Below are 13,127 nucleotides of genomic sequence, written 5' to 3'. Positions count from 1 at the left end.
GCACATACAAAATTGCTCCCGGCTGTTTCCAACATCAGTTAAGAAGCAGCCGGGAGCAAAAGTAGTTGTATGGGGGTTACTGTGCGCCCGCCTGAGCACCGCGGATGGACTGCTCTACTAAGTCAAGAACATTTTCCAGCTCCGCGGTATCGCCCAAGGCAAGCCGGTTAATGAATCCGTCCATGAACACCTCAAGATAGATGGCTAAGGTATCGATTTCTACATCATCCCGAAGGCGGCCCTTATCCGCATTAGATGCCAAGCGTGCGCGAACGGCTTCATCACGAACCGACTGATTTTCCTTCCACCGAGCGGCGAACGAGGGGTCAGTGCGTAGTAGGGAGGTGATTTCCAAGCGAGTGGCCAGCCAATCGTGGCGCTCAGGATGCTGGAGCATTTCGCGCATGACTTCTACCAAGCCATTTTGAGCTACGACTTCGGCTTGACGAGCGGCATCTTCTTGCGCCAAGGCAAGGAATAGTGACTCTTTGTCACCGAAGTGGTGAAAAATTGCGCCACGTGACTTACCCGTCGCTTGTTCGAGTAGCCGAACAGTAGCTCCCTCGTACCCGTGCTCTGCAAAGCAGCGGCGGGCACCTACGAGAATGTCGTGCCGGCGGCGGCTAAGTTCAGATTCGCTCACGATGGGCATAGTAGGGAACTCTCCTTAATGGGGGATATCTAAAGATTGTTTAATCAGTAATTTTAAATAAGAAATAAAATCGACGTGACGAAACGCGGGGCCGCATTGCCCTTCCTGAGAGAGGGCGGTGCAACCCCGCGTTGTCGACTGAACTTAGTCCTTTAACCCATCGGTTGGGCTAAAGGACTGCGCGAAGACGCTTAGTTCTTGACCATCTGACGCAGAACGTACTGCAAGATGCCGCCGTGGCGGAAGTAGTCAGCCTCACCCGGGGTATCGATGCGGACGTCGGCATCGAACTCGACGGCCTCGCCGGACTCCTTGGTAGCGGTGACGTGGACGGTCTTCGGGATGGAGCCATCATTGAATGCGGAGATGCCCTCGATGTCGAAGGTTTCCGTACCATCCAGGCCCAAGGACTCGTGGGACTCGCCCTGTGGGAACTGCAGTGGGATAACGCCCATACCAATCAGGTTGGAGCGGTGGATGCGCTCGAAGGACTCAGTAATAACAGCCTTCACGCCAAGCAGGTTGGTGCCCTTGGCTGCCCAGTCACGGGAAGAGCCAGTGCCGTACTCCTTACCGGCGATGACAACGAGCGGGATGCCGGCTTCCTTATAGTTCTGGCAAGCATCGAAGATGAAGGCCTGCGGGCCGCCTTCCTGGGTGAAGTCACGGGTGTAGCCACCGGTGACGTCGACCAGCTGGTTGGCCAGGCGAATATTCGCGAAGGTACCGCGCATCATAACCTCGTGGTTACCACGACGGGAGCCCAGGGAGTTGTAGTCCTGGCGGGCAACGCCGTTTTCATCGAGGTACTGCGCAGCCGGGGTGCCCGGCTTAATAGCGGAAGCAGGGGAGATGTGGTCAGTGGTGACGGAATCGCCCAGCTTTGCCAGAACGCGTGCACCCTTGATGTCTTCAACCGGGTTCGGCTCGGTTGGCATGCCGTCGAAGTAAGGAGCCTTGCGGATGTAGGTGGAATCCTCATCCCACTTGAAGGTCTCGCCCTCCGGCACGTCCAGGTTGCGCCAAGCATCGTCGCCCTTGAAGACGTCGGCGTAGTCAGCCTCGTACATCTCGCGGGAGATAGCGGACTGGATGGTGTCCTCAATCTCCTGCGGGGATGGCCAGATGTCCTTCAGGAAGACGTCGTTGCCTTCCTTATCCTGACCCAGTGGCTGTGCATCAAAGTCAAAGTCCATGGTACCGGCAATGGCGTAGGCGATGACCATGATTGGGGAAGCCAAGTAGTTCATCTTGACATCCGGGGAGATACGGCCCTCGAAGTTGCGGTTACCGGAAAGTACCGCGGTGGCAGCGAGGTCATTCTCGTTGATGGCTGCGGAAACCTCGTCCGGCAGTGGGCCGGAGTTACCAATACAGGTGGTGCAACCAAAGCCGGAGAGGTAGAAGCCCATGGCTTCGAGATCCTTCCACAGGTCTGCACGCTGGAAGTAGCCATCAACAACCTGGGAGCCAGGAGCGCAGATGGTCTTAACCCATGGCTTGGACTGGAGGCCCTTTTCTGCTGCCTTACGTGCGATTAGACCTGCGCCCACCATAACGGAGGGGTTAGAGGTGTTGGTGCAGGACGTGATGGAAGCAATGGCAACCATGCCGTGGTCCAAGGTGAACTCGCCACCGTTTTGGGACTCAACGGTAATTGGGTTGGAGTGACGGCCCTTCGCGCCAGTAGCCGAGGACTCGCCGTGACCCTCACGAGCCTTGTTCAAGCCGCCAGTGACGTCCTCCATAACTGGAGCGCCGCCTTCTGCGGACATGCGCTTTGCCTCGACAGAGGATTCGTCAACGCAAACCTCGTCGGTGGTGTAGTTAGCCAGATCCTTGCGGAACTGCTCCTTGGCCTCGGTCAGCAGGATGCGGTCCTGCGGGCGCTTCGGGCCAGCGATGGAAGGAACAACGGTGGACAGGTCCAGCTCGAGGTACTCGGAGTACTTTGCCTCTGGAGCGTCCTCCTCCAGCCACATTCCCTGTGCCTTGGCGTAGGCCTCGACGCGGTCAATCTGCTCCTGCGGGCGGCCGGTGAGCTCGAGGTACTTGGTGGTCTCCTCGTCAATCGGGAAGATAGCAGCGGTGGAACCGAACTCAGGAGACATGTTGCCGATGGTGGCGCGGTTTGCCAGCGGGACAGACTTAACGCCGTTGCCATAGAACTCAACGAACTTCTGAACAACGCCGTGCTCGCGCAGCATCTCGGTGATGGTAAGAACGACGTCGGTTGCAGTGACGCCGGTAGGAATCTCACCGGTCAGCTTGAAGCCTACGACCTTCGGGATAAGCATGGATACCGGTTGGCCGAGCATGGCAGCCTCTGCTTCGATGCCGCCGACGCCCCAGCCAAGAATGCCCAGGCCGTTTTCCATGGTGGTGTGGGAGTCAGTACCGATACAGGTATCCGGGTAAGCGAGGCCCTCGTTGTCGAATACAACGCGGGACAGGTACTCGATATTTACCTGGTGGACGATGCCGGTTCCCGGAGGAACTACGCGGAAGTTGGAGAAGTTCTCAGCACCCCAGCGAAGGAACTGGTAGCGCTCTTCGTTGCGCTGGTACTCAATTTCAACGTTCTTTTCCAGCGCATCGGTAGAGCCGAAAGCCTCAACGATGACGGAGTGGTCAATGACCATTTCGGCCGGGTTGAGAGGGTTAACCTGATCCGGGGTGCCACCCAGTGCGGAGACGGCCTCACGCATGGTAGCGAGGTCAACAACGCAAGGAACACCGGTAAAGTCCTGCATGAGGACGCGTGCTGGGGTGAACTGGATTTCGGTGTCCGGCTCTGCCTCCGGATCCCAGTTTGCCAAGGCGTTGATGTGGTCCTTGGTTACGTTCTTGCCGTCCTCGTTACGCAGCAGGTTTTCTGCCAGCACCTTGAGGGAGTAAGGCAACTTCTCCAAGCCGGAGACGGTGTTGATGTCAAAGTAGTCATAAGACTTGCCGTTGACGTCAAGGGTCTTCTTGGCCTCGAAGGAGTTCAAGCTTTCAGTCACAGGGAGCTCCATTCCTTGTTAATAAACAGTGTGTTCTGTTTGGTACTCGCCGCCAGTCGTCACCGCGGGGCAGTGCTCGGCATCATTGGTCACTGGTGTGACGCGACGCGACCATGGGGCCCGCTGTGTTGAAGGCGACAAAGAACGCGATGGTTCACCTAGATATTGTAGAGGCTAAAACCTTCGGTCGCTGCCATTGTAACAGTACAAGCGTTCTGTTTTCACCTTTTCGAGAAATTCGGCGAGTTGAGGGGAAGGACGTCTGTGGCCCGCCCGTATCTTGGGGGAGAAGAAGTTTAGGAGCCCTATACATAAGGAAGAGATACACATGGTTCCCGCGGGCGTAGATGTAGCTGATTTGGCAGGCCAGCTGGAAGAGGATGGCGTGGCCTACACGTCCCCAACGCTCAGCCAAGATGCACAGCTCAACGCGGAGGTAGCTCAAGGCTTGCGAGACGGTGACGGAGTGGCCGTGGTTGATGTGGTGGCTGATCGGGCACCTGATGTCCGTGACATTGCCCAAGAGCTCCAGGATGCGACAGGCTTGAATACCGTCATCGTACAAACCCCTCGCCATGTTTCTTCCGTTAGTGACACTTATAGCCGTGCCGACATTGAGTCGGTGCAGGCACAGATCCCGCCTGGGGTTGAACAAGTAGACCTTCTGTCTGAGTACTACAGGGGGCTAGACCAAATCAGCTTCCCGGTCGGCGCAGTGGTGGGGGCAGTTGCCGTAATCGCCGTGATTGTATTGGTTGGCTCTTTCCTAGCGGCCGGCCGTCGCACGCTCTAATAGTTGAAAAGAACCTACGGAAGCTGGGCGTGCGAGACGGGCTAGTGATGAAAGCCGGGCGAGAAACGTGGAACTTGGCTTTTCAGAATTCGACAAATAGTCCCTGAAAATTAAGTTTGTTCGAGAAAGTATCACGTTAGAGGGTGAAACTTTTGCGGGCCTTTGATGCCCCGAGAAATTCGGGCAACTGGCCCGAAGGTGTGTACTGAAGGGCTCCGGGTGAATGTGGATGACACACTTTCGTTCACTCACGGGATGCCGGGAGAGTCGGTTGCGGATTGGGGAGGCAGAAGTTCGGCCTGGACTTAACGTGAGCCGGATACCTAATTGGGGATCGTGGATGGGGCGGGGGAGTGGTCAAAGTAAACCCTTAGGGGTTGACATCCGGTGGGGGAGTGGTTGAGTTGTCCTGGTTATGGTCAGACTCGGGGCTAGTAGGGCGTATGGGGCTCCGGCTGTCTAGTGATTAAAGTCACAATAACGGGATGGTAACAAAATCATTGCAGGTTAGGTGCACATGTTGAGTCATGTGAATTAACTTGACTCACGTGAATTGCGGGAAAATTGTGCGAAACGGGCGTGTCGTGACGTAAGGTTCGGTTGTCGACTCAGGAGACATTTCTTGCTTCCTGGGTTCATGGGCTTAGCCTTGACTGTCACGAGAGAACTCGCACGGGTATGTGGGGAAGCACGCCTCGAGCGAAAGTTAGAACGTCGAGTGGCCGTTCTTGGAAGTCAATGAACCGGGACCTTTCGATAGCGATTGGGAACGCAGGCAAAGAACTTGAGCGATTACAATGTTCGAAAAATTACACATCAACCCACCTTCCGTTTATGAGGTGAGACGGGTTCATTAGAACTCCACCGTGTGGAAATTTTGGTGCGAACCTTTATATGGCTAAGGCTAAAAGCCTGTTGTTACAGAAGGTGCGTACGGAGAGGTCCATAGGGATAGGGTCCGGGAACGCCGAATCACTCCACAAGGGTCAGCTTCGTGCGGCCTGTTCATGGTTTGTGGCTGCTTGCCCTCGACGGCTCGGTAGTGCTCAAAAGGTTAGACCTTTTGGACTCCAGTTGGCGCCGCGGCGAGGTCTGCCAGAACCCGTAGAGCAGTTCTCACGGTGCTCAGTGCAACGAAGACGTGATCGGGGCATACGGAATCGCGGGTTGTAAAACGCACCCTGGAGCGTATGTCGCGCGCAGCGCAAGAATAGAAGTGGATTTCACAGTCGTGGGACTTTGTTTGAACAGAGGATAGTTGTAGACCATCTGTGTCCGGCTTGGCGGACTCGCGCAAGTAGACCTTTAGGCTCTCTTGCCAGAGTGCAAATTGTCTGGATATCGCTGTTGTGGGGAAACAGTAGCGGTTAGAGTCGTCCAGTATCGGCGCAGCAATCGTCCTCAACTGTCTCTAGTTCCAACATGAAAGCCCTAAGTCTGCTGAGCGTCCACAGAATGTGCACACCCGGAGTGAAGTCTCAGCCGAAGTAGGCAGTCTATCAACAATTACCGCTCTAGTGTCTGCGGGCACCAGGGGGTTAGCTTCGCGTATCTATTGATATCTACCCAAGGCGAACCTCTAGGCCGCCCAATAAGGCATGCGATAACGCCTGTGTTTGTGCGAAATATACAGGCGGGGATCCCGGGCATACCTATGTCCGGAGTCTTCATGGACTCTCACTAAACGAGCAGCGTGGGCCCAAACTAGGAGTATTTCAGTGGCCACCATTCGCCTTCCGCGCATTCGACATGTTCGCGCTTTCATTGCTGCAGTAGCAGGTACCGCAGCTATTTCAACGCTTTCCACCGTAGCCCCAGCGGGCGCCGATGAAGTATCAACGCCAAACCCGGGTACGGTCCAGGATCAAAACTCAGACCACGTAGCAATTGACCGTGCGGTTGCCAATGCAGATTCACTGCAGGCCGCTGTAGAGGAGTCCCGGGCAGAGCTAGGTCGCGCGGAAGCGGATGTTTCCGGAGCGGAAGACCGTATTGCTCAGATTCGAACCCAATTGGAACAAGTGAACGGCGAGCCGGGCACTAATGAAGAGTATGTTGCCAGCTTGGAAGATGAGCTGCGCCAGGCGGGGGAGGAAAAGCGAGAAGCCGAGAGTCGGGTCGCGCAGGAGCGTCGAGAGCTGGCCCAGAATGAAGCTCGACTAAACGCTACCCAAAGGTTTGCGGAGGCCACTTTTGCCCGCCAGCAGCAGGCTGCGCCCCAAGAGGGGGCAGCAAGCGGGATACAGCTCTCGCAGCAGGATTCTCTTCCAACCTCGCCAAATCAAGTTGATAATCTTGATTCTGCAGCTTCGACTAACGCCTTTACGGTCAACTCTGAAGACTTGACTTCCGAGGACAAGTCTCAGGGCTTTACAGATGAGGTAGTAGATCGGGGCTCGCTTGAGGCTCCTGGCAGTGCGGACGTTGCCGATAATCCGGAGGCTCCATCCGTTGCTGAGCAGGAGAAGACTACTCCAGAAGCGGACTTCGGAAACGCCCTCAACAAGGGTACAACGCCGACGTTCCAGAACGTCGATTTTGGCACTGGATCCTCCGTGAACGATGCGCTCGGACTTGCGAATGATATCGCCGCAGCCGTTGATGAGGACGATGTGCGCACCCTCATGCAAGGTTCATCTGACTTGCTTGGTTTGGGCAGTCCGAACACTGCACCTGCCGCCAGTGTTGACGCTCCCGAGGTGGATGAGGTAACTGAGTCCGAGGAAACCACCACTGGTGCAGATGCGGGCCGAGACGCTCAGATCGAGGCCGTGATTTCTCGCGCCGAGTCCCAGGTTGGTGTCCCTTATGTGTGGGGTGGCGGCGATAATAATGGTCCTACTGGTGGGCTTCGCGATGGTGGCGTGGCTGATTCCTTCGGTGACTTCGGTCAGTCTGGCTTCGATTGCTCGGGGCTAGTCAAGTACGCCTACGCGGCAGCCGGCCTGGACCTTCCTCATTACACTGGTGCGCAGTACCAGCAGGGTAAGAAGGTTCCTCGTGCGAATGCACAGCGCGGTGACCTTATCTTCTACGGAGCTGGTGGAAGCCAGCACGTAGCTATCTACCTAGGCGACGGCCAAATGATTGAAGCGCCACAGTCTGGTCAGACTGTTTCAGTAGTTCCAGTTCGCTGGGGTGGCGCTACTCCCGATGTCGTGCGCCTTCTCTAATCTCCAACTTTTGGTTGGTATGGTTTAGGGCATGACTGACGCACAACAGAATGCCCAAAACTTCGACGCCCTCCTCGTTCTTTCTTTCGGTGGCCCGGAAGGAAACGAGGAGGTCGTTCCTTTTTTGGAGAATGTTACCCGAGGTCGAGGCATCCCTCGCGAGCGGCTAGAAGTGGTGGGCGAGCATTATTACCACTTCGGAGGGGTAAGTCCGCTCAATGCACTTAACCGTGAAATCATCGATCATCTCGAAGGAGAGCTGAAAAAACGCGGACATAATCTACCGGTCTACTTTGGCAATCGAAATTGGCATCCCTTTGCCAGTGAGACTGCGGAGAAGATGTCTCAGGACGGGGTGCGCAAGGTAGCTGTCTTCGCTACCTCTGCATGGGGCGGGTACTCCGCATGCCGGCAATATGATGAGGACATTCAGCGGATGCGTGAGCATCTGGCGGAGCAGGGTTTGCCGGACATTGAATTTACTAAGATTCGTCAATTCTTCGATCATCCGAAGTTCGTGGCCGAAATGGCAGCCGCTGTCACGGAGGTCTGGGGACAGGTTCCGGAAGAAAAGAAGGAATCCACTCGCTTGCTGTTTACCGCCCATTCGGTTCCCGTCGCGCACGATAACGTGGGCGGTGCGGAAGGCGATAAGAACCTTTACTCCCGCCAGGTAGCAGAGGCGTCGCGGTTGGTGGCCGCACAAGCCGGTATTTCTGACTATGACCTTGTATGGCAGTCACGTTCGGGCAATCCACGCACTCCGTGGCTCGAGCCAGACATTGTTGATCACACCACTGATATCCACCACAACGAGGGTATCGACACGGTCGTGGTATGCCCGATTGGCTTCATCTCAGACCATATGGAGGTTATCTGGGATCTCGATTCCGAGCTGCAGAAGGCGGCCGAAGAGATGGGTGTCAAGGTCCTGCGAACCCGGACAGCGGGTCCGACTCCACGGTTTGCGGAGATGGTCGTTGATCTCATCGATGAACTAGAGCAGGGCCGCGAGTGGGAGACCAGCGGGAGTGTCACGGTGCAAGGGTGCACAGTCAATGGTGAGCCGTGCGCGGCGGGGTGCTGCGATATTCGGTCTCGTTAACGGGCAAATTCTCCAAGCGCATAAGACACGCCCGTCATGCGGGCCTGGCGGATGTGGCGCCACAAGCGAAGCAATTGTGGATCAAGGCTGTGGTCATTGATGCGGTCAGTGACGGTTTCGATGATCGCGGCTACTCGGTCGGCACGGGCAAAGAGCTTGGCTGCTCGAGCTGGCGTTGAGTGGGGAAGGCCGGGCGTGTCATAGAAGTCGCTCAGGGTTCCCACGGTGAGGCGTGGGTTGGGCAAGGCCTCGGTGCTATACCCGGTTGCGGCGATGAGATCGGCGGACTCATTGGTTGCCTGAGAGAGGAGGGCATCAGCTTCACCGGGGCTTAGCCAGGCGGGCGCGGGGAGCTGCTGCTTTTCGACGACCACTTGCCACGCTGTATGGCTGTGGCGAATGTGGGGGACGAGGACTAAGTTACGCAAGGGATCATTGGTGCGAACTATGATTGCCCCGGCAGAACTTTGTGCGGCCGCGCGATAGGACTCCGATCCTGCCGGCAATGCGGGTGGCTCGCCTGGCCCGGACAGTGCGAGGCGCACGATAGGTTCTGCACGTACACCGCGATGAGCGGTAAGCTCGGAGGTCTCCGCGCGCAGCATGGCTAACACATCGACGAAGGGGGATTCGTCCAAGCATTCTGGACGTCCGCCTAGTTCCGTAAGCGCGTCCAGCAAGTCATCGGTGGTTTCATGTCCCCACAGCCACGAGCCAAGCCAGACGGCGGTGTTTTGTAAAGGTGACCATACTTCGGCGCGCATATCCATGGCGAGCCAGTCTAGTAGATAGACTAACGGGCCATGAGTTTTGATCCTTATGGCGGAGATATTTTTGCTGGCCACTCGCGGTCGAAGCCGCGCCAGTACCCGGAAGTACCAGCCGAGCCCGGAATGGTAGTGGAAGTGCGCGGCGATGACTTTGTGGGTGCTGTGATGGGCGTGGATAAAACCGTTTTCGGTGAGGTGGTACGCCTTGAGGATCGCCATGGCGTAGAGCGCGTCTTTAACCTGGTTAAAGGCGGGTTCCTGGTGGAGGGCAAGCCAGTAACGCTTACCCGATACGTCGAAAAGCAGGCTCCCCGTAAGTCCAACTCCGGCTCCCGCCGCGTAGAAAACGTGGAGGCAAAGGTTGCCGCGCCATCGCGCATTTGGGTGGAGGGCGTGCATGATGCCGCCATTGTGGAGAAAGTGTGGGGTCACGACCTGCGTGTGGAAGGCGTGGTCGTCGAATACCTCGAGGGTTTGGACAACTTGGAGGCGCGCCTCGCAGAATTTCAGCCAGGGCCGGGCCGCAGGGTCGGCGTATTGGCCGATCACTTGGTTCAAGGCTCCAAGGAAACCCGATTAACGGAAACCGTGGGAGAGCATGTCCTGGTCACTGGACACCCCTTCATCGATATCTGGGCGGCGGTAAAGCCGCAGCGCGTAGGCCTGCGCGAATGGCCAGATGTGCCCTACGGCGAGGATTGGAAAACCGGTATTTGCCGCCGCGTAGGGTGGAGCGACCCGAAGGATGGGTGGCGTCATGTCTATAACGCCGTGCATTCCTTCCGCGACTTAGACTCCAGCCTGATCGGCGCCGTGGAGCGCCTCGTGGACTTCGTTACTACATCTGAGTTGAGCAAGTCCGACTTGCTCTAGGGCTGGGCAAGGTTGGCGCGTTCAATGAGGTTGACGGCCAACTGCCACCCCGCCATCTCCGCGCTCCAGCCGGCCGCTTGGAGGCGTTGCGACATGGCTTGCTTGGAAATTCCTAGCTCTTCGGCGGCCTCATTCTGGTTGAGTCCTGCGCGGACGAGCGAGGTTGCTTCGCGCCCTTCGATGGTGCGCTTGTGCAGAACGTACCCAAGCAGGGCAAAGGTGGCTGCAATATCACTTGCCTCCGAGGCGCGCCCGCGCTTATTGAGTTTGGCGTAGACCTGCCCCATGCGGGCGGACTTCCGCAATGCGGCGGTTGCTACCTGGCGCGCGCCTTCCTCATCTTCCTGGTTGCCGGGGCTAATGCCGATGCCGATAGCCCAGTCGCCGTCGGCAAGCAAGGCCATGACCACGTCGCACACGGCAGTTGCTGAATCAACTACGGCGCAAATATCTTCCACGCCGAGCACGTGGAACTTGCCCACACCGTTGAGGGTGGATAGAGCCGTTGCAGAACGTTGGACCAAATCTGCGCGACGCACGGAGCGGCCCCGGTAGCGGGCGTGGACAGCAAGCACAGAAATCCTCCTTAAGGAACCAATTGCGAAATAGTCTACCGCTCGCACTTGACTTATGGGCGAGTGGGTAGGCGCGAATCCATATACAGCCCGCCCATACCGATGGCGGCAAAAGCTACCATGGCGACAATGATGCCGGGCGACGTGTGGCCGGTGAGGGCATCGCCGAAGAAGACGCCGAGGGCAGTAGTCGGGATGGAACCGAGGAGAGTGGCCACGGTGAAGTGGCTAAGCTTCACCGGAGTTAGGGCGGCAACGTAGTTTAGGAGGCTAAAGGGGACGCCGGCCACCATTCGCAGCGAAGCGATGGCCAGCCAGCCGCGCCGCTCTAAGTGGGCATTGATTTTAAACACTGCGGGGTGGGTCAGGTGCGGACGGATCCAGTCTCCAAGGAGCGTGCGGACGATGAGGAGCGACAGGGCCGCTGACACCGTCAAGGCGCACAGGGATAGCGCGAGTCCTTTCCAGGGGCCGAAAAGTATTCCTGCGGCTACCGTCCACAACGTCCGGGGAAAGGGAAGCTGCGTAAATATGACATAACCTAGGGTGAAAAGGAGGGGGAACCAGGCGCCATAGCGGGTGGAGGCCTCGCGAAGTTGAGCCACGTCCGGCAGATCAAAGAAATAAAGGAGGGCCACGCCGGTGAGGATGGCCGCGAAGACCGCCAGCCAACGCCGTATCGACCACTGGAGGATTGACCGCCAAGCGGACCGGGCGAGCGACATGAGGAAATGGCCGAAGCTGCGCGCCCAACTCAAAAGTGTGGTCATGGGGGAGATCGTAGTCCTTGTGGGAGTACTGAATAGAAAAATCCGGCGGCTACCTTGGTGGTAACCGCCGGTTCGTTGTGCCCGAGGGGGGACTTGAACCCCCACGTCCGTTAATAGGACACTAGCACCTCAAGCTAGCGCGTCTGCCATTCCGCCACCCGGGCAGGGTGTTTATCAGCCTCTCGGCTGGGCACTCCGATACTGTATCCTGCTCGAGGCTTGCTTTACAAATCGCCAGCGTGTGGAGTGAAAAAGCTACCGTTTACGGCGTGTGAAAATACATGGTTGTAAGTCTGGTTGGGGGCTTTCCACGTGTGCGGCAAAATATATGCAGGGTGCGGCGGTTACACCACATCGACAGCGGCTTGTGAGGTGGGGTACAAAGGGGTCTATGACTTCTTATGCAGATGATTCCCGCTTTCCCGGTCCAGATCCTTACGCACCGCTGCGCGATGTTCCTTCCTTCGTTCTCTCGTCTACCGATGTGGTGGAAGGAGACGAGCTGCAGGAAAAGCTCCGCGCCCCAGAGAGCGTATCGCCGCAGCTTGCGTGGTCCGGACTGCCGGAAGGCACTAAGTCCCTGGCCGTAACTTGTTTCGACCCAGATGCGCCAACGGCGTCTGGTTTCTGGCACTGGGCGGCGTTCAATATTCCCGTCGAGGTAAGCGAGCTGCCTACCAATGCCGGTGCTGCAGAGGACTTGGGCATTGACGGCGTCATCAGCTTGCGCAACGATTCCGGCGAGCGCACCTACTTTGGCGCTAACCCGCCTGCCGGACACGCCCCGCACCGCTACCTCTATGCCGTCCACGCAGTTGACGTAGAAAAGCTCGACATCGACCCAGATGCTTCGCCGACCGTGCTTGGGTTCAACCTGCATTTCCACGCCCTTGGCCGCGCCATTTTGTGGGGCTGGTACGAGGCGAAGTAATGGCGAGTAGCTCTACTTCATCGCAGCCTAGCCCGCCGACGGCGCTGCGGGTGGGCGGCGCCTTCATGGTGGTCGCATTCGTGCTGGTGCTCTTTGCGTTGATCTCCGTTTTCACGGATGGCTGGGGCGCCGATTTCAAATGGACGTATTCCAAAGTGGCGATTATTGTCGCCGCTGTCATCGTCGGGGCCTTCAGCACCATGAGCAAAAGTCAGGCGGGAAGTCGCGCGCAGGTTGCCGCATTGGTCATCGCCATTGTGATCATTGCAGCCAGCCGCTTTGTACCCGGCGATATCCTATTCACTCAACCACAGTATTGGGTCGTGTTCTACGCCGGCTTCGCGGTGTTGTGCGCACTGGTTCTCAGGCGCAGCGTTATGGCGCAGACCTAGTCAGCACCGCAAAGACAAAGGGTCCGCCTACTTCCTCTGCGTGCAGCAGGAGAGGTAGGCGGACCCTTGTGTTGAGAAGCCTTCGGCC

The 13,127-nt window shown here is 57.4% G+C and carries 11 protein-coding genes and 1 tRNA gene; 6 read left to right on the top strand and 6 right to left on the bottom strand.

The window, feature by feature from the left end; genetic code table 11:
* Positions 1-76: 76 nt before the first annotated feature.
* Complete coding sequence (locus tag RAE09_RS00500; RefSeq protein ID WP_239235312.1) at positions 77-652, bottom strand: TetR/AcrR family transcriptional regulator; 576 nt, start codon at positions 650-652, stop codon at positions 77-79.
* Positions 653-843: 191 nt separating this feature from the next.
* Entirely contained in the window at positions 844-3,657 is a 2,814-nt protein-coding gene (gene can, locus RAE09_RS00495) for an aconitate hydratase (protein ID WP_005328384.1), read from the bottom strand.
* Between the two features lie 328 nt (positions 3,658-3,985).
* Between can and RAE09_RS00490 the strand changes: the two genes are divergently transcribed.
* The 3 genes from RAE09_RS00490 to RAE09_RS00480 all read left to right on the top strand — a co-directional run bounded on the left by RAE09_RS00490 (position 3,986) and on the right by RAE09_RS00480 (position 8,728).
* On the top strand, positions 3,986-4,450 hold the full coding sequence (locus RAE09_RS00490; protein WP_040425242.1) for an Rv1476 family membrane protein: 465 nt from the start codon (positions 3,986-3,988) through the stop codon (positions 4,448-4,450).
* A gap of 1,718 nt (positions 4,451-6,168) precedes the next feature.
* Positions 6,169-7,623: an NlpC/P60 family protein gene (locus tag RAE09_RS00485; RefSeq protein WP_005328380.1), complete on the top strand. Its 1,455-nt coding sequence runs from the start codon at positions 6,169-6,171 to the stop codon at positions 7,621-7,623.
* Between the two features lie 31 nt (positions 7,624-7,654).
* Positions 7,655-8,728 carry a ferrochelatase gene (locus RAE09_RS00480; RefSeq protein WP_316980691.1) on the top strand — a complete coding sequence of 358 codons (1,074 nt, stop codon included), beginning with the start codon at positions 7,655-7,657 and terminating at the stop codon, positions 8,726-8,728.
* On the opposite strand, the gene RAE09_RS00475 is transcribed toward RAE09_RS00480, so the two are convergent.
* On the bottom strand, positions 8,725-9,498 hold the full coding sequence (locus tag RAE09_RS00475; protein WP_316980690.1) for a hypothetical protein: 774 nt from the start codon (positions 9,496-9,498) through the stop codon (positions 8,725-8,727). The genes RAE09_RS00480 and RAE09_RS00475 overlap by 4 nt on opposite strands.
* A 33-nt stretch (positions 9,499-9,531) precedes the next feature.
* Between RAE09_RS00475 and RAE09_RS00470 the strand changes: the two genes are divergently transcribed.
* Positions 9,532-10,371, top strand: a complete 840-nt coding sequence (locus tag RAE09_RS00470) for a DUF3097 domain-containing protein (protein WP_316980689.1) — start codon at positions 9,532-9,534, stop codon at positions 10,369-10,371.
* Here RAE09_RS00470 and RAE09_RS00465 read toward each other — a convergent pair.
* From RAE09_RS00465 to RAE09_RS00455, 3 genes are all read right to left on the bottom strand, one after another.
* Complete coding sequence (locus RAE09_RS00465) at positions 10,368-10,946, bottom strand: MarR family transcriptional regulator (RefSeq protein ID WP_316980688.1); 579 nt, start codon at positions 10,944-10,946, stop codon at positions 10,368-10,370. The two genes, RAE09_RS00470 and RAE09_RS00465, sit on opposite strands and share 4 nt — an antisense overlap.
* Positions 10,947-10,999: 53 nt before the next feature.
* Positions 11,000-11,716 carry a TVP38/TMEM64 family protein gene (locus tag RAE09_RS00460; RefSeq protein WP_302257716.1) on the bottom strand — a complete coding sequence of 239 codons (717 nt, stop codon included), beginning with the start codon at positions 11,714-11,716 and terminating at the stop codon, positions 11,000-11,002.
* A gap of 78 nt (positions 11,717-11,794) precedes the next feature.
* A tRNA-Leu gene (locus RAE09_RS00455) sits at positions 11,795-11,880 on the bottom strand.
* 227 nt (positions 11,881-12,107) lie between these two features.
* Here RAE09_RS00455 and RAE09_RS00450 point away from each other — a divergent pair.
* Positions 12,108-12,647 carry a YbhB/YbcL family Raf kinase inhibitor-like protein gene (locus tag RAE09_RS00450; protein ID WP_005324806.1) on the top strand — a complete coding sequence of 180 codons (540 nt, stop codon included), beginning with the start codon at positions 12,108-12,110 and terminating at the stop codon, positions 12,645-12,647.
* Positions 12,647-13,039 (top strand): hypothetical protein, encoded by a 393-nt coding sequence (locus tag RAE09_RS00445; protein WP_316980687.1) that lies wholly within the window; start codon positions 12,647-12,649, stop codon positions 13,037-13,039. Before RAE09_RS00450 ends, RAE09_RS00445 begins: the two co-directional genes overlap by 1 nt.
* Positions 13,040-13,127: the final 88 nt, after the last annotated feature.

This window comes from Corynebacterium tuberculostearicum (genome assembly GCF_032821615.1).
Classification (GTDB): domain Bacteria; phylum Actinomycetota; class Actinomycetes; order Mycobacteriales; family Mycobacteriaceae; genus Corynebacterium; species Corynebacterium tuberculostearicum_H.
Note: the sequence above shows the minus strand (reverse complement) of the source record. Positions and strands in the feature narration are given on the sequence as shown.